Here is a 25,748-nt window from a genome sequence, read left to right on the forward strand (position 1 = left end):
GGACGGCGGACGGCGGCGGAAGCGAGGACGGCGTCCCCTGCCCTAGCGATCGGCCGTCGTCTCGGGGCTCGCCAGGAGCTGGACGATGTCGTCCGGGATGCGCGTCAGCGTCAGGTTCGAGCCCAGGCACGCGAGGAGGATGTCGCCGTCGCAGATCACGTCCTCGCCCCGGAGGATCCGGTAGCTGAAGCGCGCGGTGACGCGCTGGACCTCGCGGCAGGTCGTCTCGACCACGAGGTCGTCGCCGAACCGCGCGGCCTGGCGGTACTTGATCCGCAGCTCCGCGACGGCGAGGTGAAGGTCGCGCCGCACCATCTCCTCGTACGAGAGGCCGCGGCGCTTCAGCCAGTCGATGCGGCCAGCCTCCAGGTAGATGACGTAGTTCGCGTGGTGGACGATGCCCATGAGATCCGTCTCGCAGAAGCGGACGGCCAGGGGCGTGCGCGAGGTGAGGTGCGGGGGCGCGTCAGGCAGAGAAGGGAGCGGCATCGCGGGAGGCGCAGAGACTAACCCAGTTTCGACCCGGGCAGCAGCAGAGCGACCGCGCGACACCAGCCGCACGACATGGGATCGCAGCGCGGCGACGGCGGGCCCGCCTGGGCGCTGGTGGCGCGGGCGCCGCGATGTTAGCGGGCACCATGGCGAATGTCCGGACGCTCCTGTCCGCCGAACAGATCGGCGCTCGCGTGCGCGACCTCGGCGCGCAGATCACCCGGGACTACGCGGAGCGCCGGCTCGTGCTCGTCTCCGTGCTCAAGGGGAGCTTCGTGTTCACCGCCGACATCGCGCGCCACATCGACCTCCCGGTGCGCGTCGAGTTCCTCGGCGTGCGCAGCTACGGCGAGGGCACGGCCTCGACAGGCGTCGTCCAGATCACGCAGGACCTCACCCGCCCGATCGAGGGCGAGGACATCCTCCTCATCGAGGACATCGTGGATACGGGCCTCACGATCTCGCACCTGCTCCAGCTCTTCCGCACGAGGATGCCGAACAGCGTGAAGGTCTGCGCGCTCCTGCACAAGCCGGCGCGCGCGCGGGTCGAGGTGCCGATCGACTACCTGGGCTTCACGATCGAGGACAAATTCGTGGTCGGCTACGGGCTCGACTGGGCCGAGCGCTATCGGAACCTGCCGTTCATCGGGGTTGTGGAGGCGACGTGAGCAAGCGGCTGCTGATGCTCGAGAAGATGACCCGGGATGGGTCGAAGGATCCATTCCACTGGTACGCGCTCGCGCTGGAGTACGCGGGCCAGGGCCGCCACGACGACGCGCTCGCCACGTTCGGCGCGCTCCGGGCGATGGATCCGGCGTACGTGCCGATGTACCTCATGTGCGGGACGATGCTGGTGAAGGCAGGCCGCCTCGACGAGGGGCGCGCCTGGCTGGTCGACGGCATCGGGGCCGCGCGCAGCAAGGGAGATCAGCACGCGCTGAGCGAGCTCCAGCAGGCGCTCGCCGGCGCGGGCGGCGACGACGACGACGCGTGACGCCGTGACGGCTCGGCCGGCGCCGCGCCTCAGCCGCCCTCGCCCTCCCCCTCGCCGCGGATCCGGCGGAGGCGCTCGCCGATGGTCCGCTCGTAGCCGCGATCGGTCGGCTCGTAGAACCGGCTGCCCGCGAGCGGCTCGGGGAGGTAGGCCTCACCCCGCGCGACGCCGCCCGGCTCGTCGTGCGCGTAGCGGTAGCCTTCGCCGTAGCCCTCGTCGCGCATCAGCCGCGTGACCGCGTTGCGCAGCGTGAGCGGGACCGGGAGCGCGCCGTGCTCGCGCACGGCGGCCTGCGCCGCGTGCCAGGCGGTCTTGCAGGCGTTCGATTTCGGGGCCGTGGCGAGGTAGAGCGCCGCCTGCGTGAGCGGGTAGAGCCCCTCCGGCATCCCCATGCGCCGGAACGCGGCGTCCGCGGCGACGGCGATCTCCAGCGCGCGCGGGTCGGCGTTGCCGATGTCCTCGGAGGCGAAGATCATCATCCGGCGCAGCAGGAAGAGCGGGTCGTCTCCGGCCTCGATCATGCGCATCAGCCAGTAGATGGCGGCGTCGGGATCGGAGCCGCGCATCGACTTGATGAAGGCGCTGATGACGTTGTAGTGCTCCTCGCCCGCCTTGTCGTAGAGCAGCGTCTTGTGCTCGCTCGCGCCGGCGATGAGCTCGCGCGTGATCGTGGAGGCGCCCGCACGCCCCGCCTCGTCCGCGGCGATCTCCAGCGTGGTGAGCGCCCTGCGCGCGTCGCCCTGCGCGAGCGCCGCGATCGCCGAGAGCGCGTCGTCGTCGGCGGCGATCGCGCCGGCGAGCCCGGCGGGCGACTCGAGGGCGCGGCGCAGGAGCTCGACGAGCTCCGCGGCGTCGAGGCCCTGGAGCCGGAAGACCTTGCACCGGGAGAGCAGCGGCGCGTTGACCGCGAACGAGGGGTTCTCGGTGGTCGCGCCGATGAGCGTGATCGTCCCGTCCTCGACGTGCGGGAGGAAGGCGTCCTGCTGGGCCTTGTTGAAGCGGTGGATCTCGTCGACGAACAGGATCGTCCGCTTGCCCTCGTAGGAGCGCGCGGTGCGCGCCTGGGCGAGGATCTCGCGGAGCTCCGGCACGCCGCCCAGCACGGCGTTGAAGGGGACGAAGCGGGCGTTCGTCGTGTGCGCGACGACGCGCGCCAGCGTGGTTTTTCCGGCGCCCGGCGGGCCCCACAGGATCATGGAGGGGATCCGGTCGGCCGCGATCGCGCGAGCGAGCAGCTTGCCCTCGCCGAGGAGGTGGGCCTGGCCGAGCATGTCCTCGAGCGAGCGCGGGCGCATGCGCTCGGCGAGGGGCACCGCGGCCCTGAGCTCCGGCTCCCGCTGCCGGGCGGCGTCGAAGAGCGTCGGCTCGTCGCCCGCGGGCCGCCGTCGCGCGCCGCCGCCGCCCCGGGGCGCGCTCATTCGAAGACCGACCGCGCGCCCGCGGGGCGCTCCGAGAGGAGGACCTCGACGGCGCGGCGCGCGCTCGCCGGATCGTGCCCGACCCAGCGCACGGTGCCCGCGCCGTCGACCACGAACGTGAGGGGGACCTGCGCGACGCCGTAGGTCCCGGAGAGCCGCTGATCGAGGTCCGCGACGATGGGGAACGTCGCGCCGAGCTCGTAGGCGGCGGCCTCCGCGGCGGCCTCCGAGTCGTCGACGTTCACGCCGATCACGGCCACCCCGTCCGCCTTGCGGTCGCGCCAGAGCCGGTCGAGCGCCGGCATGGTCCGGCTGCACGACGCGCACCAGGACGCCCAGAAGTCGATCACGGTGACCCGCGTCCTGCGCGTGCCGGGCACGCCGACGGTGACCGCCGCCGTGGACTCTGCGTGGAACTCCGGCGCGGCGCTGCCGACGAGCGGGTGGCGCACCGACGCGGGCATCGCGCCCGGCCCGCACGCGAGCGCGAGCAGCGCGCACGTAGCCAACGTGGCGCCGCGCGCGACGCCACCGCCAGGGAGGGCCGCGCCGAGGCGCGACGCGGCGGACGTCGCCGTCATCCGCGGGCTCCGAAGATGGCGGTGCCGACGCGGACCCACGTCGCGCCTTCCGCGATGGCTGCCTCGAAATCGTGCGACATGCCCATCGAGAGCTCGGGCAGCACGGCCCGGCCGCCGTGCGCGTCGCGCAGGGCGCGCAGCTGCGCGAAGAACGGCACGACGTCGCTCGGGTCCTCGAGGAACGGCGCGATGGTCATGAGGCCGATCGGCCGGAGGTGTGCGCACCGGGTGATCGCGGCGAGGAGCGGCGCGAAATCGTCGGGGGCGCAGCCGCCCTTCGAGGCTTCGCCGCCGACGTTCACCTCGATCAAGAGGTCGAGGGTGCGGTTGAGCGCGGCCGCGCGTCGATCGAGCTCCACGGCGAGCTCCTCCCGGTCGACCGACTGCACGACGTGCGCGACGCGCGCGACGAGCTTCGCCTTGTTCCTCTGGAGCTGGCCGATGGCGTGCCACACGAGCCCGTCGAGATCGGCGAGCGCCTCGGCCTTTTCGACGAGCTCCTGCGCGTAGTTCTCGCCGAAATCGCGCTGCCCGGCGGCGTAGGCGGCGCGGATGGCCTCCGCGGGCTTCCCCTTGGACACGGCGATGAGCCGGACCTCCTCTGGCCCGCGCCCTGCCCGCGCGGCGGCGCTCGTTATCCGGCGCCGCACCTCGTCGAGCCGCGATGCGACGTTCCCCAGGTCTTCCGAAATCACGCCGCACGATACCGCGAGCTGCCGCCGTGGACACCAGGGGGACACCCGCAGCGGACGCTCCGCGCGCGTCGTGGCGCGGAGGGAAGTGCCGGATCCAACCGCCCGAGCGGCGTGCCAGAGTGTGCCTGAGCACCGCGTCGACGGCGGACCGAGCAAGGCGCTTTCTGGCTATTTTCACGTGGCATGTTGATTGCCATACTCGGCGTACCCGCCATGCGAAGCCTGCTGTTCCTCCCCCTGCTCCTCGCGGTTGGATGCTCGTTCAACCCGCAGCCTGAACCGCCGTTCGATGACAGGGATCCCTATCCCTCCGGGTCGTCGTCAACCGGTGCGGCGGTCGGCGGCTCAGGTTCGGGTGGCGCCGGCAACACGGCGGCAGGGACCAGCGCTGGCAGCGGGGAGACCACGGGCGCGGGCGGCGGTGGCGATGGGGGCGCGGCGGGCGGCCAGGGTGGCGCGGGCGCTCAGGGCGGTGCTGGAGGGGGCGAGGGCGGCGCGGGCGGCCAGGGCGGCCAGGGCGGCGCGGGCGGCGCGGGCGGCGCGGGCGGCGCGGGCGGTCAGGGCGGCGCGGGCGGCGAGCCCTGCGGTGTTGGCGGCGCTGGAGGCGCCGGAGCCGTGGAATGCGGCTGAAGGAGCACGCGGCCCGGGCCTGACGGCGGCGTCGACCCGGCGGTAAGAGCGAGCGAGAAGCAGCCGACGGATCGCGCTCGACGCAGCATTCCCGCGGACGAGGGCGCCGCACAAGCGGGCAGGGAGATGCGCAGGGTGCTATGAGGAGGGAGCTTATGCGCCAGCTTGTCGTCCTTGTGTTCGGGGTCGTCCTTGCGGGCTGTGTGTTCAATCCACAACCGGAGCCTCCCGCCGAGGGGGGCATCGGGTGCGGTGATTGCGAAGACCTCGGCGCGACCGGCGCAGGAGGGGGCGTCGCCGCCGGCGATCCCGGCGAAGACGACGGCGCGGGCGGCGGTGGTCTCCTGCCAGACGCGGCCGGTTCGAGCGGCGCCAGTTCGACTGGGTCCAGTTCGACTGGGGCCGCTAGCACCGGCGGAACCGGCACGGGGGGCGAACCGGCCAACCCAGTCGGCGCCGGTGGTGCGGGCGGCGCGGGTGGCAAAGCGGGCGACGGTGGTGCGGGCGGCGCAGGCGGCGAAGCCGGTGCTGGTGGTGTGGGCGGCGAAGCCGGCGACGGTGGCGACGCCGGCGGCGGTGGTGCAGGCGGCGCGGGCGGCGAAGCCGGCGCCGGTGGAGCGATCGGTCCAGACGGCGGATGAGGCGACCGATGGGCCCGGCGCCCGCGGGCAGAGCGCTCGACGTCGACTGACGCGGCGGCGCCGGCTCAGATCCCGGGTCGCCGCGGCCGCGCGTACTCGTCGAGCATGTTCGCTACCAGCTCGGCGAGCAGGCTGTCCGCCACGCGAAGGCGGCGCGACATCTCGCGCGCGATGTTCAGCACCAGCAGCGTGTACGACTTGAGATCGCGCCGGTAGAGGGCGTCGAGATCGTGCGCGGTGACGCGCAGCAAGCGCGACGGGGCGATCGCCCGGACGGTCGCCGAGCGAGGCATCACGTCGAGGATCGACATCTCGCCGAACCAGTCGTTCGGCCCGAGGACCGCGATGCGCGCCTCGACGTCGCGCTTCGACCGCTTGAGCACTTCCATCTCCCCCGAGAGCAGCACGAACATCTCGCGGCCGCTGTCGCCCTCGCGAAAGGCGACGGCGCCCGGCTCCAGATCGAGCAGCTCCAGCGTGTCGGCGAGGCCCTGGAGGACGTGATCGCCCAGGCCTCCGAACAGCCCGATCTCGCGCAGCTGCGTGATCAGCGAAGGGTTATGGCTCACCTGGATGCACCGAGGGCGCCCGCGGCGACCGTCCTGCCGGCTGACCCGACAACGCCCACCACCACGTCGCGAACATGCCCGCCTTCTCGCATCGCTCCACCTCGCGGTCCCGAGCAGATGTACCCCGTCGAGAGCGTACGCCGCAACACGCCCGTGCTCCGCGCGATCCGCACTAGAGGTCCTTGGTGAACACGATCCGCGGACGCCCAGGCCCGGCGTAGTCCTCGACCTCGGCCGCCGACCAGCCGACCGCGGCGTGGAAGCGCACCGAGCCCTCGTTGCCCAGCGTCGTGATCGCCTTGAGCTGCCGGCAGCCCTCGCGGCGGCAGTCCTCCTCGAACGCCGCGTAGAGCATCCTGCCGACGCCGCGGCGGCGATAGTCCGGGTGAATGCCGACGAGGTGCACGTACCCGATCGCCGCGTCCGGGCACCTGAACCCGAGCAGGAAGCCGACGAGCAGCCCGCGATCCTCGACGACGCGCGCGAGCCTGCCGAGCTCGTAGAAGAAGATCGGGTGCGCGAGCGCGCTGGTTGGGCCCGCCCACCACCGATCGATCTCGCCCACGATCCGGTCGTAGTCGGGCTTCGTCAGCGGCCGTGTCTCCATGCATCACCTCACTCGAACGGTTCGGATCCCCAGCCTTCGATCTGCAGCGTCCGCGCGCACGACACGAACGCTTCGCGAAGACCTGCGCAGCCTAGCAGCCGCGCCGGCCTCCCCGTAAGCGCGCTCGTGGATGCTCGGCTAGCCGCCGCGCGTCACGCCTGCTAGCGCTACCCTGTGCGTCACGAGAAAATCATCGTCGCTCCGTCGATCCTGTCGGCTGACTTCGGTCGTCTCGCGGAGGAAGTACGGGCCGCTGAGGCCGCTGGCGCCGACTGGATCCACGTTGACGTGATGGATGGCCGGTTTGTGCCAAACATCACGATCGGGCCGCTCGTCGTCCGCGCGGTTCGCGCCGCGACGCGTCTTCCCCTCGATGTCCACCTGATGATCGTCGAGCCCGAGCGCTACGTCGCGGAGTTCGCGGCCGCCGGCGCCGATCGCATCTCGGTCCACGTCGAGGCGTCGCCTCACCTGCACCGGACGCTCCAGCAGATCAGGGACGCAGGCGCGAGCCCTGGCGTCGTGCTGAACCCCCACACGCCGGAGGAGTCGATCCGGCACGTGATGGCGGATATCGATCTGGTGCTGGTGATGAGCGTCAACCCCGGGTTCGGCGGCCAGCGGTTCATCCCGGGGGCGCTCACCAAGCTGCAGAGCCTGCGCCAGACGATCGACCAGGCAGGCCTGGACATCGCGCTCGAGGTCGACGGCGGCGTCGCCCCGTCGACCGCCGGGCAGGTCATCGCCGCCGGGGCGCGGGCGCTCGTCGCGGGCTCGGCGGTGTTCGGCGCGGTGGCGCGGGGCGAGGATCTGCCGTTCGACGTGCGCGTCGCGCGGTATGCCGAGGCGATCCGCGCGCTCCGCACGCCCGCCAGGGAGCCGTCGTGACCCGGCGCGTCGAGGACGCTGCCGCGGCGGGTCAGGCGCGCTGCGCGATGAGCGCGATGGGCGCGATGGGCGCGACGTCGAAGCGTGGCCGCTGGCGCGGTGCGGCGTTTGCGGCGGTGGCGGCGCTCGCGGCGGCGCCGGTTGGGGAGGTTGGGCTGGTCGGGCTGGTCGGGGCGGCTGTGCTCGCCGGGTGCGCGCCGACGGCCGCGCCTGCGGCGCCGCCGCGAGCGCAGGCCTCGGCTGCGACGCTCCCTGCGGCGTCAGCCGCGCCTCGGCCGGCTGGGGGCGCAGGCCCGGTGGATGCGGACGAGCTCGACGAGGACGCGGCTCGCCTGACCGACGGCGAGATCGCACGCGTGCTCGCGCGCGTGGCGAAGGCGCGGGGCCTGCCGGTCCGTCGCGAGGTGCGGAGCCGCGTGCTCGCCCGCGGGCAGATCCTGGAGCGGGTCCGCGCGCACGTGGAGCGAGAGATCCCCGAGGGCGTGCTCGATCACCAGCGCGAGGTGCTCGCGGCGCTCGAGCTCATCCCGGCCGACTACGACTTCACCGCCGGGATGTACCGCCTGCTCGAGGGCCGCATCGCGGGCTTCTACGAGCCGGAGGACGCGACGATGTACCTCGTCGACGATCTCAGCGAGGCCGAGGCCGAGGAGACGCTGGCACACGAGCTCGTCCACGCGCTCCAGGACCAGAGCTTCTCGCTGGGGAGGCTGCTCGATTTCAAGCTCGGCGACAGCGATCGCCTGGCGGCCACACACGCGCTCGTCGAGGGCGAGGCGATGAGCGCGATGTTCGACGTGCTTGTCGGCTCGGCGTTCCAGGTCGACGAGTCGATGCTCCGCAGGCTCGTGGCGATGTCGACGGCGCTGTCGTCCGTGGGCGACACGCCGCTCGTGCTGCAGGAGTCGCTGGGCGCCCCGTACACGGACGGCTTCGCGTTCGTGCAGGCGCTGCGCCGGGAGGGCGGGTGGGCTTCGGTGGATGCGGTCTGGCGCGCGCTGCCGGAGACCACCGAGCAGCTGCTCCATCCGGAGAAGCTCGCCGCGCGCGAGCCCGCCGTCGCGGTGGCGGTCCCGACGGCCGCGGCGCTCGGCCCGGGGTTCCGCGTCGTCTTCGACGACGTGATGGGCGAGCAGGCGCTGCGCATCGCGTTCGCGGCGTATGCCCACCGCGATGCGGCGATCGGCGCGGCGGCGGGGTGGGGCGGGGATCGATTCGCGGTGGTGCGGCGGGACGACCCGGAGGACCCGTCGCGGAAAGAGTTCGCGCTCGCGTGGCGGCTGCGGTTCGACAGCGCGGGCGACGCGGCAGAGGCGGGGAAGGTGATCGAGCGCCGCTTCGGGAAGGCGTGCAGGCGGCGGCCGTCGCTCGGGCCGATCGCGTGGACGGCGCGAGGGAGCGACGTGGCGATCGTGGCAGGGCCTTACGCGAGGCGCGGGGGAGGGGAGGTCAGCGCGGCGGGGACGTGCGCGGGGGCGGGGAAGTGGCTGGCGGAGGTGATGAAGGGCGGGGCGGGGGTGCAGGGCGCCGGGGCGCTGGCGGGGGCGGCGGTGGGGAGGGAGAAGTAAGGGCGGGGGGCGAAGGGCGGTGGGGGCGGAAGCGGCGGAGCCGGGGATGGAGAGCTCAGGCGCTGCCCGGAGAAGGGCAGGGTAGGGGTGCGGGTCTCAGGGCGGCGTTGACAGGGGGCGGTAGAAGAGGCAGAAAAGCGAGTCGTTCTGGATGTTTGGAGGAGTGGCCGAGCGGTCGAAGGCAGCGGTTTTGAAAACCGCCGTTGGGGCAACTCAACCAGGGGTTCGAATCCCTTCTCCTCCGCTGAAATCTGCTGTGGGTTCCGATAATTGCCGCGGTTGAGAAGAGGGACGGGAAGGGGTCAGCCGCCGACTGGGTGGACCCGAGATTTGGCCAACGTTGGGCACGGCAGGTCCCTGGGTCCGGCTCTAGCTGTGTGAGTGGCTCCGTTGCGCGCGGCCCAGATTCACTATCGCCCTGCGCCGAGCTATTCCGATAGCCCGTGGCCCTGATGAGGCATCGACCGGATGCGTCGTGCTTGCTTAAGGACCCTCTCCCCCGGCCGGAGCTGGTCGTGTCCGAGTAGGGGCGTGCCAAGCGACGGTCATGGATCTCCCGCGGCCTTGCTGAAGGCCTTTGGAATCGCTTGAAGCTGAAGCGTGGGCTTCCTCTATCTGCGCATCAGCCACTGCCTGTAGGTTACACAGGCCCGTTCCCACGCCGCCCGCACCGCCGGCTCGCTCGACATCCGCCCTGTCCAGTAAGCGTTGACATTCGTCCATTGCTCCTGCGTGAGCCCGTACCGCGACGAGATCTCCTGCGCCTGACCCGGCGCCGCCGCGAACTCCACGCAGAGCGATGCATATTGCTCCAGCGTCAGCGTGGGTGGCCCCGGCGCCGCGTCCGCGGGAAGCACGTCGTGCGGCGCGAGTGAGGTCCGCACGTCGGGTGTCCCCTGCGGGACGGCCGACGCCGGCCTCACGGAGCTCCCCTGCGCCAGCACGGCCGCTACGACCGACGAGATATCGAGCGTTTCGCCCCCCACCCGCGGCGCGGCGGGGCCCAGCGCCCGCGAGGCCTCCGCGGGGGCAGCCGCGTGGGATGGCGAGCCAGACCTGTCGCCCGGCTCGCCGGACGAGAACGGAAGCGCCGGCTTCACAGGCGCATTTGCGAGCGCGGGCTGCGTCCCATGAATGTGGGTCCAGTGCCTCATGCCCTTCGGCATCACGAAGGCCGGCGCGACGGGCGTGGGAGGCACGGGCGGCGCCACAAGCCCGAGCGGAGGCGGCGCGAGGTTCCGTATCGGCTGGGCCGGAGGCGGCGCGCTCAGCTCGACAACCGGCCGCAGTGGCAGCTGCTGCGCCGTCGCCGGCTTCTTCTCGCGCTCGCCGGGCAGCGGACCAAGCGACGCAATGGGCGGCTTCTCGCGGGCGAGCCGGTCCTTCGTCTGCGCCACCGCGAGCCCGAACTGCCGCGAGAGCCCCTCGTCCTCCCGCTCGCTCGCGTCGGCGAGCGCGTCGGTCCACGAGGAGACGGCCTCCTCCCAGTCCTCCTCGTCGACCCCGAGACACGCGAGCACTTCATGCTTCTTGGCGCGAGGGAAATAGCGCACGTGCGCCATGATCTCTCCGTACCGCGCGATCGTGAGCCCGCCGTGCGTCGTCTCCTCGCCGTCGTCTTCTCCGCTCCCGAGCCCGCCGTGCGTCGCGCCGTTCGCGTCGATCATCGCTCTCCTCGACTTTGTCAGCAGTTGAGCTTCACCGTGCCTCCGGTGACCGTCACCGTGCTTCCGCTGATGTCAACCGTCCCTCCCGTGATCTTCACATCCCCTTGGATCGACACCGCGCCGCCATTCACCAGCACGGTGGCGGCGTTGAGCTCGTAGAGCGCGGTGCCGACGCGGATCTTCGCGGAACCGTTGATGTCGATCCAGGCGGCGTTGGCGTTCAGGTTGCTGCCGGCGTTGATCTCGACGACCGCCGCGCCGGCGCGGAGCTTTTCGCCGCCTTGCAGATCGATCCAGGGGGACGTCACGACAGCGTTGTTGCCGGCCTGGACGTTCATCTCCGTGCCGGCGCGCAACGAGATGTTGCTGCCGGCGCCCAGGTGCATGTCCCTCGAGGCCGTCGCCTCCAAGTCGCCCCCTTCGGCGGCGAGCTGCATGTTCGCGCCGGCAAGCTCCTTGATGTCGGTCTTCGCGGTCATGGTGATCGTCGAGCCCGAGCTCACCGAGATCGAACCCGCGCTGGTCGACTGCGACCCGACCACGTCGACGCTCTGGTTGTGCTTGACCTTGGTCACGTAGTCGCGCGCTGCATGGATGTCGATCCGCTCCTGGCCCTTCTGGTCCTCGAACGACAGGAGGTTGTAGTTACCGTCGAACGGGCTCGTATAGCTCTTGAGCGCGCTGTACGTCGGCCGGCTGGCCGCGTTCTCGGGCGCTGGGTTAGCGCCGTTGTACACACGCCCCGTGACGATCGGCCGGTCCGGATCGCCCTCCAGGAAATCAACGATCACCTCGTCGCCCACGCGCGGGTTCCAGATCGCGCCGTGCCCCCGGCTGCCGGCGAAGAGGTTGCTGACGCGAACCCAGCAGGAGGTCGCCTCCTTCTCGTGACGTCCCACGTCGACATCCCAGTGAAAGCGCACCCGCACGCAGCCGGCGTTCTCGGGCCCGCCCACGTTGATCTCGGCCTCGGCCGCGTTCGGCTCCGCGGTGACGATCGCCGTCTGGCTCCCGACGATCCGCGGGCGCGGCGTGGCGCGCGCCGGGCGGAAGTTGGACTCGCCTGTCTTGGCGACGCCGCCACAGCGGATCGCCTCGAAGACGTTGGTGTACGGCGCGGTGTCCGAGCCGCGCGTCGCGAAGCTTCCGCGCTCATGGCCGTGGTGCCGGATCGCGGTCACCAGATACCTCCCGGACCAGCGCGCGTTCGGGTGATCGAGCGTGAACAGGGTGCCTGCGCCGAGCAGCCGGCAATGCCCCTCGCCGGAGGCGAATTGCCGCTCGGTGTCGAAGCGCTGCTCGATCTTCTCGGCGAGCACCTCGCCCGTCTCCCTGGAGTGCTCGTAGCGGCCCGGGTGCTGGTAGACCTGGAAGTCGGTCACGCCCGCAGGGGACGACGCGATCAGATCGAGCTGGGGCTTGCACCAGTTGAAATCGCTGAGAGAGGCTGCCTTGGGGCGCACGCGCGCGCCGACCTGGAACGCGTGCACCTCGCGCCCCAGGATGCTCGGTCCGAGCGGGCTCTTGTCCGGGAGGAGGGGGCGGCCGTCGTCGGCATCGGTGATCACCAGGCGGCACTCGTCGCGCGTGTGCTCGAAGTGGTAGGAGATCCCCTCTTCCTCGAGGAGCCGCGCGATGAAGGCGAAGTCAGTCTCCTGGTACTGCACGCAGTAGGGCCTGGCCGCGTCGTCGACGAGGCGTCTGAGGTCGTGGATCGACCACAGGTAGGTCGCCGCAGCGGGCTTGAACGCGCTCTCATCGCCGTCGTCGCCGGGCGGCGAGTCGCTCTTCGAGAGCGTGAGCCCGGCGCCCCAGGCGGTCCGCGTCAGGGCCTGCTCGAGGATGTGCTTGAGCGTCTTCTCCAGGTAAATGACGCTCTTCTTCATCATCGTGGCGCGGAAGAAGGGCGGGACCAGGGTAACACGATAGCGCGTCCCGAACGAGACATCGCCGAGCTCCCGCGCCGTGCTGATGAGGCCATGGATGATCCGGAATGGCGGGTCGGTCCAGGTGCGGATCCGCAGCGCGGCGCGCGCGCCCACCAGGTCGGAGACATCGACGTCGGGCGCGTGACCGCGGCGCACGAGATCGATCTCGAACTCGTAGAGAGCGTTGATGGCCTCGGTCCCTCGGAACTCGAGCACCTCGAGGTGGTGCCAGGGGCCTTCCGAGGAGCTGGCCCCCTCCCAGGCGAACGTGAAGTCCTTATCCATTCGACACTCCAGCGCTCTGTGACCTGTGCCGCACGCTCACTCTATCCCGACCCGAACGAGAGCTGCACCCGCGTGGGCTCGATCGCGAGGAGCCGCCCCGAGCGCGGCGCAGCGTAGGCACGGTAGATCGGCCCCTCGACGACGGCCGCGAAGAGCTCGCCCTGGTGCGATACGTCGAACGAGCGATCGCCCATCCGCAGCGATCGCCGGATCCGGCCGTGGCGCTGGACCACGAGCTGCTTCGTGCACGGCCCCTCGACGGCGACGGCGCGCCCCTCGCGCGCGTCCTCCGCTTCGGCGGCTCGCGCGAAGCGCCGGTGGACGGCCGCGACGATGGCGAGCGCGAACGCACCCCCTGCGACGGCGAGCAGCGCCGGCCACTGCGCGGCGCGGCCAGCGGAGCTCGGGCCGGAGAGCCCATCCAGGAGCGCACCCCCGGTCGCCAGGAGCAGGAAGAACACGCCGGCGCACCCGAGCCTCGACGCGAACGCCGCGTCCGTGCCCCGCCGTGCCCCGAGCGCCGCGCTCTGCTCGGCGCTCATTCGGCCGCTCCGGTTCGCTGCCAGCGCCGCTTCCGTGAGGTCCTGCGCGCCGCGGAGGACCGCGTGGAGGTTCGTTTGGTACACCTCGGGCGAGGCCATCGGCTCGGCGCCGACGACGGTCCGCGCGTGGGGCGCGAGGTAGAGCCGGTAAGGGCCCGGTGGGAGTCCGAGCCAGGGTGCGAGCAGCGCGGGAGCCTGCCGCGGCGCCACAGCGAAATAGGCCGCCTGCACCGGCTCAAGCCGGCCAGGTTGGGGCGCATCCGCCGAACGCTTGTCGCGGATCGCTTGAAAATCGAAGACCACCTCACCCTCGAACGCGACGACCCGCCCGTCCGCGAGATCGCGCCGCCAGCCGTCGTACTCAGGACGCGCGAGCCACACGCCGAGCTGCGCCTCGATTTCGCGGCGCTGCCCGGGCCCGAGCTGCCCCTTCCGGTTCCATGTGAGCTCCTCGGCATCCATCGCGCGCCCGTCTCTCACCCCTCTCGCGCGCCCTCGTCGAACGCGCGGAGCAGGTCCTCGTCCCCCGACACGTCCGATGCAGCCACGGTCGCCGGCTCGGCGGGCGCCGCGGGTGCTGCGCCGAGGGTGGCGGAGAGCTGCGCTTTCATCCAGCCCGGCACCCGCAACTCCCCGTCGCTGTTGAGCAGCACGCGCTCGCCGTTCACCTTCACGTCGTCGTTCGCGGTGATCGCCACGTCGCCCTCGGTCGCGGTGATCGCCGCGTCCTGCGCGGTGATCACCGCGACCTCGGCCGCGTCGACCTCGAAGCGGCGGGCCGCGACCTTGAAGCTGTCGCAGGCGACCGCCACCTCACGGCTCGCGCGGAGCTCGACGTCGGTCGCGTCGAGCACCACCTTCGCGCCGGAGGCGGTGATCTCGAGGGTGAGCTCGACGCGCCCCGTCCCGCTCACGAGGACCACGCGCTCGTGATCGGGCGCCGAGGTCACCTGGATCGTCTTGCCCCAGCGGATCGGGATTCGCTCGTCCCGCCGCGCCGTCGCGACGGTATCCACCGCCTCGACGAGGGGTACGTCATCGATCTCCATCGCCTGCCCGGCGAGCGGCTCACGGCGCGTGTTCATTCCCCCTCACCCAGATCATCGGCTCCACCGTACCGCGTGGCGCGTCTTCTCGAGCTGCATCTCGGTCGGCGGCCTGTCGACCGGCATCGTTCCCACCCACACGCAGACAAGGAGCTCTCTGTCCGGTCGCAGGATCACGGTGCGGAGCCCCGGCGCGAGCTCCCGGGGCGCGCCGCCGAAGAGCTCGAGGATCATCTGCGGCCGCTCGTGGGGCAAGGGCACGTCCATCGCCGGGCGCTCCGGGTGCATGTGCTCGATCCGGATCACTTCGCCGCCCGTGAAGTCGGGGAAGATCATCCAGGCGGGCGCGCCGTGGAAGAAGCGCGGCGAGTGCTCGTTCCCGAGGTGATCGAAGACGTCGCCCTCGAGCAGCGCGGCGGGCAGATACCCCTCCTTCACCTCGGGCACGTCCTCTGCGCGACCCTCGAAGGTGGGCGCGACGCCCATGAGGGCGGCGCGCGGAAACCAGTCCTGCCCGGTCCAGTCGAACCCCGCCGGGCGCGGCGCTGTGGGCCAGCGCTCCGCGCTCCCGAGGACGAGGCGCTCCGGTGTCAAAAGGTCATGAGGCAGTTCCAGGTTGGGCAACGCCGCGCCCTCCACCGCCGCGGCGTCGGGGTAGACGAGGTATCCGCGGCCCAGCGGGTTGCGCGGGTACTCGTAGGGGGACAGGTCCTCGACGTCCTCCTCGGCGAGCCTCGCCATCCAGGTCGCGAAGTCGTCCGGTCGGGTCGCGTCGGCGGCCCGATCGCGACCCCCATAGGCGCGCGTATACGAGAGCGGCATCACCTCGAAAGGCTCGGGATCCGAGAACGAGATCGAGCCCGCGTAGAAGCGCGCAGTCCGATCACCGAAGACCCGGATACGGCGCGCCGACCGCTCGGCCTGCTCGCGGGTCGCGCCGGCGCGCTGGACCGCGACGCTCACCGTGAGGTCGCGGCAAGGTCCGCGCGGGCTGAAGGCGCTCCCTTGCACGAGGACGTCGGTCCCGCCCCGCGGGCACGCGAAGAAGTCCGGCTCGTCTTTGACCGGGCTCTCTTCGTCGTCGCCGTGGTGGACGAGCTCGCTCACGATGGCGAGCTGCTCGGGCGCGACCTCCGGGGCGCGCGTCCGCGGCAGGCGATAGGTGCGCTTCGCCAGGACGTGCGCGTAGCGCCTCCCCTGGGTGTCCTTGGTGAATTGGGAAATCGACGTGACCGGGGCTTCGGTGCTCATGCGTCGTGCCATGGCGGCGCTCAACGCGCCCAGAGAGGCGGGTCGTTTCCAAAGCCGAGCAGATCGTCGGGGCTCAGGCCGCCGAGCTTGTCGCTCGTCGCCTTCTTGGCCTTCTCCTCCGCGGTCTTACCAAGCCACTTCCCGATCGCCTCGCCCGCCTGCTCTCCAAGGACCTTCCCCACCTTCTCGCTGACCTTCTCGACGATCCAATCAAATACGGGCGCCAGCCCCTTGCCGAGGAGACCCCGCAGCTTCGGCGCGATGCGCCGCATGATCGCTTTGAAAACCCTCTTTCCGAAGAACTTCCCCGTTCCCTTCAGCCCGCCGAAGAGGAGGTTCAAGAGGAACGAGAGCAGCATGTCCACCGCGATGCTGGCCATGCAGAGGAGATAATCGGCGAGCGACATCCCGGCGAAGACGCTCGTCGGCGCCTGCATCGAGATGCCGAGCGGCATGTCGAACGGATCGGTGCAGACGAGCTGGTTGAAGGGGCAGAAGGGCGAGTAGGGGACGGCGATCACCGCCACGCTCTTGCCGCCGGCCTTCACGGTGGTCGGGCCCCACACGGGTTTGGTCGCGCCCACCATGATCACGAGGACGAAGAAGCCGAGATCCACGATGGGCCCGACGACGACGTTCGGCGGGACGGCGCCGATGATCACGAGATGGGGGCGGTTCTCCTTGGTGTCTGCGCCCTTGTTGATCGCCGGCTCGCCGCAGATGAGGACGCTCGCGACCGGCCGGTCGCCGGTGCCGTAGTGCGTGTTCGAAAACGCGAACCACATCGTGATGTCGGAGGGCGTGAACGGCACGGGCGGGGCCGGCGGGGCGATGAGCGTGCCGAGCGCGCCGTGAAGGTCGATGCTCTGAACGAAGCACGAAGGCCGCACCGGCATGCAGGGGACGCCCATGGGTGGTCGATCCTTTCAATGGCCGCCGCGCCGCTCCTCGGCCTGCGGCGCGGCGCGCCCCGGGCCAAGGACGAGCGCGGCGGCGCGCCGCCTCCGGCGGAGATAGGGGTACTGAAACTCGACACGGTACGTGACGACGACCAGCCGCTGGCCCAGGAGCACCCAGAGCCCCGCGACCGGCACCGTCGCCTCGAAGATCACCTGTCCGGTGTCGACGCGGACGCGCGGGTCGAGCGCCGGAATGCGGAAACGGAGCTCGTCGGGGGCGACGCCAGCGAGCACGACCTCGGCCCCCTCGCGCACCTCGGGCGCGATCATGTCGGGCTGCGCCGCCGACATCGTCGCGCGCTCGGACGCGCTCGCCAGGAGCTCGGCCCGTGCCTCGTCGTCTGGCGCGCTCGCCGCCTCGCGCGCGACGCGGACGAGGTGCCACCCCAAGGAGTCCTTCACCGGCGCCCAGCAGGCCGGCAGAGGCCGGTCGTGCCATGTTGCGATTCGCTCGTCGGGCCGCTCCAGGTTGGGCAATGGCATGCCCAGCGCGTCTTCCCGCCGGAGATAGAACCCTCGGCCCGCGGGGTTCAGCGGATACGGCGCATCGGCGCCCTCGTGGCGGGCTGCGCCGCCGAACGCGCGCGACCAGGCCAATGGCATCTCGGTGAACGGCGCGGGATCGCTGGGCACGAGCTCGCCCCTGCGCTCATGCCAGATCCGATCGCCGATGGCGTCGAGCCGCGCTTCGAACGCGTCTACCCTCAACGAGAGCGCGAGCGAGGTGACGGGCGCCGCCGTGCGCGCGACGCCGGTGATCACCACGTCGCAGCCCGCGTGGCCCGGCACGAGGTCGGGCGGGAAGACGCCGACCTCCGTCGTGAGCGCCTCGGTGAAGACGGGCCATCGATCGTCGCTCGGCGCGAGCGAGCCCGCGTCATCGAGCCGCCAGGTCATCCGCGCGACGAGCATGCCCACCGCGGCGGTCGGGCCGGTGAAACCCGTGTGGAGCCGCGCGCAGAGGGGCGTGTCGTTGTGGAGATCCATGAAGACGAAGCGACCGGGAGCGCGGCCAACGTCGAAGTTACCACCCGCTCCCCGCTCGACGCAACACGGCCTTCGCGGCACGGCCCGCGCCGCGCCTTGACCAGGCTCGCGAGTTGGCGTAACGGAGATCGGGCGCCCGGTCGCGCGGCGCTCACCACAGCGCATGGGGTTCATCCACGTCGTCGACCGCGGAGAGTGCCTGTCGAGCATCGCTCAACTGCACGGCTTCCTCGACTGGCGCACGCTCTACCAGGACCCTCACAACGACGCGCTCCGCGCGCTCCGGCCCAATCCCAACCTGCTCGTCCGCGGCGACAAGGTGTATATTCCGGACAAGGAGCCTCGCGTCGAGGAGGCGGCTACCGGCGCACGCACCGTATTTCAAGCGACCGCCGCGCCGACGCGGCTCCGCCTCGTCTACGAGGGCTCGCTCCCCAACGACTACGAGCTCCGCGTCGGCGGGCGCTCCTTCACAGGCACCGTGGCGCCGGGCGGCCTCATCGATCATCCCATCCCGCCCGAAGCGACGGAGGCCGAGCTGGTGCTCCGCCCCCGGGGCGCGCCCGAGCTCGAAGATCGATGGTCGCTCCTCCTCGGTGAGCTCGAGCCGATCGAGACGATCGGCGGCGTTCAGGCCCGCCTCGACAACCTGGGCTTCGCCTGCCCGGTCAGCGGCGTGCTCGATGCGGAGACGGAGGCGGCCCTCGCCGCCTACCAGCGCTTCCGCGGCCTGTCCCGTGGCGACGGGGCGCTCGACGACGCGACGCGCGCTGACTTGCGCGTGTTTCATGACGGATAGCCCCGAGGAGCCGCCGCGCGATGACCGATCAGGGCAAGCTTCGAGTGATGCGCACGGCCCGCGGGTTGACGCACAGGAACGCGCTGAGGAAGAAGGTCCAGCGCGTCACCATCGAGCGGCTCACCTTCCTCTCCGATCACGGCCTCATCGCGGACAACCTCACCGACTGGCGCCCGGGCGGGACGCTCTACACGGCCCAGATGGGCGGCGCGCACTGGACGCCGGAGCGGAGCTTCCCGGCCAGTTTCACCAAGCGCACGACGGTCACCGTCGCGGTCGAGTTGAGGATCGAGGGCGCCGACGTCGGCCCTCTCGAGGGGACGCTCCACGGTAAGCCCTCCGGCGCCGAGCCCTTCCTCGAGTTCGAAGGCACCTTTCCGATCGGCGCCGCGGTCCCGACGACGCGCGTCGAGCTCACGGCGAAGGGCGCGCTCCCCGACGAGGTCGCCGACTGCCTCGCCCGCTCCCTCCGCTGGACGGCGACCATCGGAGCGCAGACATTCGATCTCGGGGCGACTGGACCGCACGATCTCTTCGTCACCTTCGACACCCCCGTCCCCGCCGGCGTCCCCCTGCACACGCCCTTCGGCCCCGAGCCCGCGCCGCTGGAGGACGGCATCACCCACAAGCGGTTGGCCGCGGCCGTGCGGATCACGCGCGAGATGGCGCTGCAGGCGCCCAGGGCCGACGACCCCGACACCGGCGAGCCGATGGATCCGCACGATCCTCACGTGATCGCGCGGATCCTCATCGCCACCGTCCCAGGCTACACCATCGAGCCTGATGCGTCGGTCCCCGCGGAGCTCGGCCACCCGCACTATTACAACGAAACACCAGGCATGGCGCAGGCGGGGGCGTGGCCGATCGTCGACTTCCGGGCGCAGCGGGCCGAGTGTCAAGCCATCGTCCGCTACGTGCGCGGGATGCTGCTGCAGATCGGCTGCCCGGGCGAGGCGCACATGGCCGTCGTCTACGCGCACGCCGACGTCGATCAGGGCAAGACCGCGCTGGAGGACAGCCTCCTCCCGCCGGACCCGGACGCGAGCAAATACCGCTTCATGGCGGGGCGGATGCGGGTCGCCGGTGGGCTCAACCGCAATCAGATGCGAAGCCACCTCATCGACGGCGCGCCGGTGGTGCAGCTTCTGGCCCTGGCAGATCGCGAGGTCGCCGTGGGCGAGCTCATCCCGCCAGGAAGCGTCTTCAACTCCTACGAGGCTTGCCTCAAATTCACCCACGGCGGGACGACGCGATACCTCGGCGGCGGGGTACCCGCGGGAAACTTCAAGGAGCCCGCGGACGTGATCAAGGTGTTCTATGGGCTGGTGTGGCTATCGCAGATCCGCTCGCCGGAGACGGGCGCGATCATGAACCGGGTCGATGAGATCGTCTGCACGTACCGATAGGCTCGGCCTCGCGCTCGCGCTCGCGCTCGTCGTCGCGGGCTGCGGCGGGCCGCGCGCGTCGCCGGACGCTCCACAGGCAGCGCCGGGCCTGCCGGCGATCACAGCCCGGGCCGACCACCTGCGCGCGAAGCGAGACGAGGAGCGCCGCCTCATGGCAAAACCGAACGTACGACCTGAAGACATGGTGTTCTGGGGGCGCTGGTTCATCGAGGCCGCGCAGGAGACTGCGTACCTCGACGTCCAGACCGACGAGGAGCTGCGCGCCGTCCAGGCGGCGTCGGGGCTCTGGCCGAGCGCGATCTTCCTTCCTGCCGCGAGCCCCTACGCGCCGGGCGCAGCGGTACGGCATCGCTTCCACCTCGGCGAGCACCGTGACATCCTCCATCACCGTTACATGGCTTCGGGGCTCGATCTCGATGTCCACGAGACCAGCGCGATCATCGTGACCTGGGTGAACACCGACCTCGGCCCTGAGCCGCGGCGCCCCGAGGTGATCCGCCGCATCGCCGCGGCGCTCTTCACGATGGGGCTGGCTCCGCTCCATTTCTTTCCGGGTGTGGGGGACGAGTCGCTCCGCTTCTCCACCGATCCCTTCAACTACTTCAGCGCCCCGCCGCCCGGGGAGCCCAAGCTCGACGGCGGGGTCGCGCGCGACGCGCTCTATTTCATGCACCACAAGATCATGATGGGAAGGCTCGTCGGCTACCCGCCCGAGCAGGGCTGGCTCGGCGAGCCGCTTCGCCGCGCGTGGGCCGCACGGCGCGTGGGTCCCTGAGCGAACCCCATGGAGGACACCATCCACCCTCTCTGGATCCTCCACGGTTTCGGCGCAGAGTCGCTCTTCGTCGTGCCACGCGACGCGACGCCCGACGAGGGGCTCGAACCGCTGGCGCCGTTCCACGTCCTCAGCCTCCTCGACCGCTGGGCGCTTGCGCCGGAGAACCGCGCTGTCCTTGTCGACGTGTATGTCACCCACGTTCGGCCGATCGGCATTCACCCGTTCGACGACGAGTTCCTCGCCGACGTCGTGCTCCCCGCGCTCCGCGGTGCGTTCGAGCGCGAGGAGCTGATCGTGCTGGCGGAGCCTCGGGCGCCCGGCGCGAGCCCGACGACGCCAGCGGAGATCCCCCCGGCGGAGCCCCCCAGGACGAGCCCTCCCCGCCGCCCGCAGAAAACGTGGGTGGAGATCGCGCTGGTCGACGCCGGCAACCGGCCCATGCCCGGCGTGTCGTTCATCGTCACGCTGCCGGACGGGCAACGCGTCCACGGCCGGCTCGATCCGAACGGCACCGCGCGGATCGACGACGTGGATCCGGGGATCTGCGACGTCGTGTTCCCGGACCTCGATGGTCGCGAGTGGGGGCCATGGCCCTTCACGGGCACGGGACGCAGCCGGTAGCTCTTCCAGCCTGACGACGTCGTCCAGCCGGATCGGTCGTGGACCCTCGAGAAGGTTCACCGCGCCCGGCGAAGTGCGCGTGGTAGCGCTGGACCATGTCCTGCCACCACAACAAACAGACCAAGGAGAACAAGAGGACTCATCTCGCGCCTCATGATACCGGATCGGAACGGCTGGGACACGGCGTCGATCTACATCGCGGCCAGCGCTCGGAGAAGGCGCCGCTCCCCGCGTTGCTGCCTGTGGTGGTCGCCCCGTCGGGCGCTACGGTGTGCTCGCCGGGCACCGCGCTAAGTACATGTTAGGTGGCTCAGGCGGGCCAGAACAGAGCGCCGCCTGGCCCAAAGCGATCGAGAACAAGCTCAAGGAGACCGCCTGGAATGACATCTATTGGCATCCAAGGTTCGGCACGGGGGCAGAGGCCAAGGAGCGAATCGACGCGCTCACACCCTCGATGTTCCTGGACGGGGCGCCCTCGCTTATGGGAGACGGCGATGCTCAAGCGTCTGCCTGACGGCGCGGCCTTCGTCGCGATGGCTATCTCGGTGCTGCTTACCGGATGCGGCGCATCGAGCGCGCCGTCGAGGGCCCCCGAGGCGCGGCAGGTCGTCGCGCTGCCGCCGCCGGCCCCGAGCGCTGCGCCGCTCGAGCCGGCGAAGGCTCCGGACATCGTGCTCTTCTCCTTGCCGCCGGCGGAGGATCCCTCGGCGGACCTTCTGCGCTGCGAGCGGGGGGACATGGAGGGTTGCCGCGCTGCGGGCTGGCTATTCCTCCACGGCTTCGGCGTGGCGGAGGATGCGTCGCGCGCGGATGATCTCTATACGAAAGCGTGCAAAGGCAAGAACACCAAGGCGTGCATGCAGTTCGCCGTGGAGTACTACCATGTTCACGACTGGCCGATCAAAGCGACGGCAGAGCTGGTGGAGGCTGTTCACCACAAGATGGCCTGTGATCACGGCGAACAGCAGGGCTGCCTGGCCCTCGCCCTGGATGTGCTCCGTCATCCGGAGGAGCTGAGCTTCTTTCAGGGCACCGTGGGCAAGACCGCACAGAAGACCGCGGAAGATGCCTGCGCGGCGTCCCACATCGCCGCGTGCTCGACGCTGATGGAAGTGGCCCAGCGGAGCGGAGACAAAGCCCGCGCGGAGACCTTGGCGATGACGCTCCGCACGATGTGCGGCGCGGGCGAGATGGGCGCGTGCTGGCCCGTGCTTCGTTACCCCTGGTCGGACAGGACGCCGGCCGAGCGGAAGAGCTTCACGAAGGAGCTCGGCAGCAAACTCTGCAGGTTCTCCCAGGCCGAGTGCCGCGCCCGCCGGGGAGCCTGCTCGCTCGCGATGGGCTGTGTCGAGGAGGACGGCTTTGATCCGCAAGGACCGGAGGCCGTGGCGGAGTTCACCTACCGCGCGTGCGCCGTCAGCCGCGACTTCAAGCGGTGCGAGGAGCTCGCGGAGCTGTTCGAGCGCGGCAAGGGCGTGCCCAAGGACCCGGAGAAGGCGAGCTTCTTCGACATGGCCGCCTGCCAGCACGGCCGCGACCTGGCGTGCGTTCGCATGGCGGGGCGTATCCGGAAGCAGGGGAGCGGGCCCGAGGTCGACAAGAAGCTCTTCGAGGTCACGAAGCTGGGCTGCCGCATCGACAACCGCGACGTCGGCTGGCTGATGAGCTGCGAGCGGCTCGCGGAGATGTACGAGACCGGCCGCGGGACGCAGAAGGACGTCGAGAAGGCGGTGGAGCTCTTCACGACGGTGTGCCCTTATCGAGAAGAGTCGTGCGACAACCTGCGCCGCCTGAAGAGGCCCGTCTCGCCCGACGCGGACGCGCCGTGACGAGGGAGAGCAAACGTGAGCGAAAAGGACGGGAGCGTCATGCGGCTTGAGCGGTATGCCGAGGTCCTGGCCCATGCGGTCTATTTCCGCGGCGCGGATCTCCACGAGGTGCTCGCGCGCCTCGGCGTCGCGCCGGCGGACTGGATCGGGCCGACGCAGAGCACACGGCGGAGCTCGCGCTCTCGGCGAAGCGCAACCAGGGAATCGAGGCGCTCCGCTTCACCTCGGCCTTCGCGCGGACCCGGCGCAGCATCGAGGCGAAGCGGCCGTCGCTCGCGTCGCTCGGGCCGTTGCAGCGCCCGGCGGCGGAGGACGCCGCGCCGGCGCACGCTCCGCCGCCTGCGCTCGCGCCCCCTCAGGGGCCGGCGTTTGTCTCGCCGCGCTCGCCGACCGAACGCAACGAGGTCTCGCCCTGGGCCGCAAACGCGCAGCCCCGGCCCGCCAGCGACGGCAGCCGGCCCCCGGCGCCGCCCCGCTCCGAGGTGGTCGCCACGCGGCCAAGCCCGCCAGCGCCCCTCCGGCGCGGCGGCCCGCCGAGCCCACCGGAACGGGCGGGCATCCCCCAGGACACGGCCGACATCGCGGAGTTCGTTCCGCGTCCTGACATGCCGTTCCAGCCCGGCCAGGCGCGGGCCGCGGGGCAGAGCGCATCGGGGGGAAAGCGGCTCCAGCGGTTCGACCCGTAGACGGGCAAGCCCCTCGATCCACCCGTCGGGGTCGACGCACCGAAGCCGGGTGACGAGGGGAGCGGCTGACGCCGATCGGCGACCAGCTCGGGATCGGGATCGACGCGCAGAAACGCGAACCGACGGCGAAGCGCATAGTCGACGAGCGCGACCGAGCGGTCCACGGGTGAGGCGAGAGCTATCGCGTGAAACCGCTGTATTCCGCAGCCTTTCGAGAGGAGATGGCGCAACGTGCGCTCGGACCGCCCGTTGCCACGGCCGCCTCGGGGTGGCAGCCTCAGCGCATGTCCATCCGTCCCGCCGCCGACGTCGACGCCGCGGCGATCGCCGTCGTGCATGTCGCCGCGTGGAAGGCCGCCTACCGCGGCCTGATGCCCGACACTGTGCTCGACGGGCTCACCGTCGAGGCTCGGACGCAACGCTGGCAACGAAACTTCGCCGAGCCCTTGCCCGGATCACGCACCACCGTGCTCGAGCGCGACGCTCGCGTCGTGGCCTTCGCCAGCGCCGGGCCAAGCCGCGATGACCCGCGCCACGGCGAACTCTACGCGCTCTATGCGCACCCCGACGCCTGGGGGACCGGCGCCGGGCGCACGCTCATCGTCGACGCGCTCGCCTGGCTCTCGGCGGGAGGCTTCCCACAGGCGGAGCTCTGGGTCCTGCGCGGCAACGCGCGCGCGATCCGGTTCTACGAGCGCGCGGGCTTCGCGCTCGACGGCGGCGCGAAGACCAGCGACGGCCTCGACGAGCTCCGGATGTCCCGCGCGCTCGCCTGAACGGCTCCCCCACCCGGCTCCGGTGACTCGATGGGAGGGTACGCTCCCTATGCCCGCCGCTCGAAGTCGTCCTCGCGGGTGTAGTCGACGAAGGGCAGCCCTGCGCGCAGCTCGGCGTGAACGGTCCGCTCCAGGCCCTCCGGCGCCGTGACCAGCTCGATGAAGCCCAGCTCCCGCCGGATCCGGCCGCTGTCGAGGCGTACGTGGTGCTCGAAGCGGGCCTCGGGGGGCAATTCATCGATGGCGGGGCGCGCCCAGGCCTGCTCGCTCGCCGGAGCCACGGCGACCTCGCCCCCCCAACCGACGACGCGGGCGATCCGCTCGATCCACACGCGCTCCGAGCAGTCCTCGGGCTCGGCCACGTTGTACACGCGCCCGGGCGCGCCCCGCAGGACGACGCACGCGATCGCCTCGGCGACGTTCTCCACGTACGATCTCGAGTTCATCCAGGCCGCGCCGGCCGCGTGCAGCCAGATCGCTCGGCGCCCGTCCACCATCCGCCGCAGGTAGCCGGCGAGCCGCCGGTCCGGATCGCCCGGGCCGTAGACCATCGGCAGCCGCACCACGCTCGCCCCGGCGGCGAGGTAGGCCTCCTCGGCCGGGATCTTGTCGTAGTCGTCGAGCCAACCGCGAGGGTCGGAGGCGGGTCGAGGCGAGGCGCCGCGGTAGGGGAACAGGCATGTTCGCAGAGGGGCTCGCTCGTCGCAGAGCGTATGTTCCGGCGGCCCGGCCTCCCGACCGAGCAGGCGGCCGAAGACCCGGTACACGCTGCCGCTGCTCACCGCCACGAGGCGCGGGGCGACGCTCCTCAAGACATCGAGCACGCCGCGCGCGTCCGCGCCGTTGCGGGGCATCATGTCGAGTGCCACGTCGACCCCGAGTCGCTCGAGTCGATCGCGGTGCCGGGCGATCTCGGCGCGGTCGCCGCGCAACGTAGTCGGTGAGACGTGTCCGGTCTGCCCGCGCTCGTAGGTCCAGACGTCGTGCCCGCGCAAGGCGTTCACGACGCGAGCCCCAATGAAGCCGGTGCCTCCGAGGATCAAGACCCGCACGCTGGACCTCCTGCCGCCTCTCATGACCCCAGGGTTCGGATCCCGAGCGGCTA

General features: G+C 71.3%; 27 protein-coding genes and 1 tRNA gene. 13 read left to right on the plus strand and 15 right to left on the minus strand.

Annotation, left to right across the window (positions count from 1 at the left end; translation table 11 throughout):
- Positions 1-42: 42 nt before the first annotated feature.
- Positions 43-489, minus strand: a complete 447-nt coding sequence (locus WMF12_RS42575) for an acyl-CoA thioesterase (RefSeq protein ID WP_437295991.1) — start codon at positions 487-489, stop codon at positions 43-45.
- A 149-nt stretch (positions 490-638) separates the two neighbouring features.
- Between WMF12_RS42575 and hpt the strand changes: the two genes are divergently transcribed.
- The gene (gene hpt, locus WMF12_RS42580; protein ID WP_437528234.1) at positions 639-1,160 is read left to right on the plus strand and encodes a hypoxanthine phosphoribosyltransferase; all 522 of its coding nucleotides are present in this window, start codon (positions 639-641) and stop codon (positions 1,158-1,160) included.
- Positions 1,157-1,486 (plus strand): tetratricopeptide repeat protein, encoded by a 330-nt coding sequence (locus tag WMF12_RS42585; protein WP_437854433.1) that lies wholly within the window; start codon positions 1,157-1,159, stop codon positions 1,484-1,486. The genes hpt and WMF12_RS42585 overlap by 4 nt, the downstream gene beginning before the upstream one ends.
- A gap of 29 nt (positions 1,487-1,515) precedes the next feature.
- Here the strand turns inward: WMF12_RS42585 and WMF12_RS42590 are convergent, their stop codons facing one another.
- From WMF12_RS42590 to WMF12_RS42600, 3 genes are read right to left on the minus strand one after another with little or no spacing between them, the layout of a single operon-like run.
- Positions 1,516-2,904, minus strand: a complete 1,389-nt coding sequence (locus tag WMF12_RS42590; RefSeq protein WP_437854434.1) for a replication-associated recombination protein A — start codon at positions 2,902-2,904, stop codon at positions 1,516-1,518.
- Entirely contained in the window at positions 2,901-3,485 is a 585-nt protein-coding gene (locus tag WMF12_RS42595) for a TlpA family protein disulfide reductase (protein WP_437763446.1), read from the minus strand. Before WMF12_RS42595 ends, WMF12_RS42590 begins: the two co-directional genes overlap by 4 nt.
- Entirely contained in the window at positions 3,482-4,180 is a 699-nt protein-coding gene (locus tag WMF12_RS42600; protein WP_437854435.1) for a YggS family pyridoxal phosphate-dependent enzyme, read from the minus strand. The genes WMF12_RS42595 and WMF12_RS42600 overlap by 4 nt, the downstream gene beginning before the upstream one ends.
- A gap of 213 nt (positions 4,181-4,393) precedes the next feature.
- On the opposite strand from WMF12_RS42600, the gene WMF12_RS42605 reads away from it, so the two are divergent.
- Both WMF12_RS42605 and WMF12_RS42610 read left to right on the plus strand, forming a co-directional pair.
- Entirely contained in the window at positions 4,394-4,810 is a 417-nt protein-coding gene (locus WMF12_RS42605; RefSeq protein ID WP_437854436.1) for a hypothetical protein, read from the plus strand.
- 155 nt (positions 4,811-4,965) lie between these two features.
- Positions 4,966-5,451: a hypothetical protein gene (locus tag WMF12_RS42610; protein WP_437854437.1), complete on the plus strand. Its 486-nt coding sequence runs from the start codon at positions 4,966-4,968 to the stop codon at positions 5,449-5,451.
- 65 nt (positions 5,452-5,516) lie between these two features.
- Here the strand turns inward: WMF12_RS42610 and WMF12_RS42615 are convergent, their stop codons facing one another.
- On the minus strand, positions 5,517-6,020 hold the full coding sequence (locus WMF12_RS42615) for a cyclic nucleotide-binding domain-containing protein (protein WP_437854438.1): 504 nt from the start codon (positions 6,018-6,020) through the stop codon (positions 5,517-5,519).
- Positions 6,021-6,192: 172 nt separating this feature from the next.
- Positions 6,193-6,627, minus strand: a complete 435-nt coding sequence (locus tag WMF12_RS42620; RefSeq protein ID WP_020741352.1) for a GNAT family N-acetyltransferase — start codon at positions 6,625-6,627, stop codon at positions 6,193-6,195.
- 174 nt (positions 6,628-6,801) lie between these two features.
- Here WMF12_RS42620 and rpe point away from each other — a divergent pair, with 174 nt between their 5' ends.
- The 3 genes from rpe (at position 6,802) to WMF12_RS42635 (ending at position 9,327) form a co-directional block, all read left to right on the plus strand.
- Positions 6,802-7,515, plus strand: coding sequence for a ribulose-phosphate 3-epimerase (gene rpe / locus WMF12_RS42625; protein ID WP_437854440.1), 714 nt, complete (start codon positions 6,802-6,804; stop codon positions 7,513-7,515).
- The gene (locus tag WMF12_RS42630) at positions 7,512-9,083 is read left to right on the plus strand and encodes a hypothetical protein (RefSeq protein WP_437854441.1); all 1,572 of its coding nucleotides are present in this window, start codon (positions 7,512-7,514) and stop codon (positions 9,081-9,083) included. Before rpe ends, WMF12_RS42630 begins: the two co-directional genes overlap by 4 nt.
- A gap of 157 nt (positions 9,084-9,240) precedes the next feature.
- Positions 9,241-9,327: transfer RNA gene (locus WMF12_RS42635), tRNA-Ser, on the plus strand.
- 367 nt (positions 9,328-9,694) lie between these two features.
- Here WMF12_RS42635 and WMF12_RS42640 read toward each other — a convergent pair.
- From WMF12_RS42640 to WMF12_RS42670, 7 genes are read right to left on the minus strand one after another with little or no spacing between them, the layout of a single operon-like run.
- Positions 9,695-10,750, minus strand: a complete 1,056-nt coding sequence (locus tag WMF12_RS42640; protein WP_437854442.1) for a hypothetical protein — start codon at positions 10,748-10,750, stop codon at positions 9,695-9,697.
- 17 nt (positions 10,751-10,767) lie between these two features.
- Entirely contained in the window at positions 10,768-12,963 is a 2,196-nt protein-coding gene (locus tag WMF12_RS42645) for a type VI secretion system Vgr family protein (protein WP_437854444.1), read from the minus strand.
- A gap of 41 nt (positions 12,964-13,004) precedes the next feature.
- Positions 13,005-13,967 carry a hypothetical protein gene (locus tag WMF12_RS42650; protein WP_437854445.1) on the minus strand — a complete coding sequence of 321 codons (963 nt, stop codon included), beginning with the start codon at positions 13,965-13,967 and terminating at the stop codon, positions 13,005-13,007.
- Positions 13,968-13,981: 14 nt separating this feature from the next.
- Positions 13,982-14,590 carry a hypothetical protein gene (locus tag WMF12_RS42655; RefSeq protein ID WP_437854446.1) on the minus strand — a complete coding sequence of 203 codons (609 nt, stop codon included), beginning with the start codon at positions 14,588-14,590 and terminating at the stop codon, positions 13,982-13,984.
- A 15-nt stretch (positions 14,591-14,605) separates the two neighbouring features.
- Positions 14,606-15,802: a DUF2169 family type VI secretion system accessory protein gene (locus WMF12_RS42660; protein WP_437854447.1), complete on the minus strand. Its 1,197-nt coding sequence runs from the start codon at positions 15,800-15,802 to the stop codon at positions 14,606-14,608.
- Between the two features lie 20 nt (positions 15,803-15,822).
- Positions 15,823-16,713 (minus strand): hypothetical protein, encoded by an 891-nt coding sequence (locus tag WMF12_RS42665; protein ID WP_437742459.1) that lies wholly within the window; start codon positions 16,711-16,713, stop codon positions 15,823-15,825.
- Positions 16,714-16,728: 15 nt separating this feature from the next.
- A complete protein-coding gene (locus tag WMF12_RS42670; protein WP_437854448.1) occupies positions 16,729-17,748 on the minus strand; it encodes a DUF2169 domain-containing protein in 1,020 nt (339 codons plus the stop codon).
- 163 nt (positions 17,749-17,911) lie between these two features.
- On the opposite strand from WMF12_RS42670, the gene WMF12_RS42675 reads away from it, so the two are divergent.
- The 5 genes from WMF12_RS42675 (at position 17,912) to WMF12_RS42695 (ending at position 23,181) form a co-directional block, all read left to right on the plus strand.
- Positions 17,912-18,547 carry a PGRP and LysM peptidoglycan-binding domain-containing protein gene (locus WMF12_RS42675; RefSeq protein WP_437854449.1) on the plus strand — a complete coding sequence of 212 codons (636 nt, stop codon included), beginning with the start codon at positions 17,912-17,914 and terminating at the stop codon, positions 18,545-18,547.
- Positions 18,548-18,567: 20 nt separating this feature from the next.
- Positions 18,568-19,953 (plus strand): hypothetical protein, encoded by a 1,386-nt coding sequence (locus WMF12_RS42680; protein WP_437854450.1) that lies wholly within the window; start codon positions 18,568-18,570, stop codon positions 19,951-19,953.
- Positions 19,928-20,728, plus strand: a complete 801-nt coding sequence (locus tag WMF12_RS42685; protein WP_437854451.1) for a hypothetical protein — start codon at positions 19,928-19,930, stop codon at positions 20,726-20,728. Before WMF12_RS42680 ends, WMF12_RS42685 begins: the two co-directional genes overlap by 26 nt.
- Before the next feature lie 9 nt (positions 20,729-20,737).
- A complete protein-coding gene (locus WMF12_RS42690; RefSeq protein ID WP_437854452.1) occupies positions 20,738-21,352 on the plus strand; it encodes a hypothetical protein in 615 nt (204 codons plus the stop codon).
- Between the two features lie 494 nt (positions 21,353-21,846).
- Positions 21,847-23,181: a hypothetical protein gene (locus WMF12_RS42695; protein WP_437854453.1), complete on the plus strand. Its 1,335-nt coding sequence runs from the start codon at positions 21,847-21,849 to the stop codon at positions 23,179-23,181.
- A 355-nt stretch (positions 23,182-23,536) separates the two neighbouring features.
- Here the strand turns inward: WMF12_RS42695 and WMF12_RS42700 are convergent, their stop codons facing one another.
- Entirely contained in the window at positions 23,537-24,031 is a 495-nt protein-coding gene (locus WMF12_RS42700) for a hypothetical protein (protein WP_437854454.1), read from the minus strand.
- Positions 24,032-24,151: 120 nt separating this feature from the next.
- Between WMF12_RS42700 and WMF12_RS42705 the strand changes: the two genes are divergently transcribed.
- The gene (locus WMF12_RS42705; RefSeq protein ID WP_437854455.1) at positions 24,152-24,643 is read left to right on the plus strand and encodes an N-acetyltransferase family protein; all 492 of its coding nucleotides are present in this window, start codon (positions 24,152-24,154) and stop codon (positions 24,641-24,643) included.
- A gap of 47 nt (positions 24,644-24,690) precedes the next feature.
- Here the strand turns inward: WMF12_RS42705 and WMF12_RS42710 are convergent, their stop codons facing one another.
- Positions 24,691-25,695 carry an NAD-dependent epimerase/dehydratase family protein gene (locus tag WMF12_RS42710; RefSeq protein ID WP_437854456.1) on the minus strand — a complete coding sequence of 335 codons (1,005 nt, stop codon included), beginning with the start codon at positions 25,693-25,695 and terminating at the stop codon, positions 24,691-24,693.
- Between the last annotated feature and the right edge of the window lie 53 nt (positions 25,696-25,748).

This window comes from Sorangium sp. So ce363 (assembly GCF_051520435.1).
Lineage (GTDB): Bacteria > Myxococcota_A > Polyangia > Polyangiales > Polyangiaceae > Sorangium > Sorangium cellulosum_B.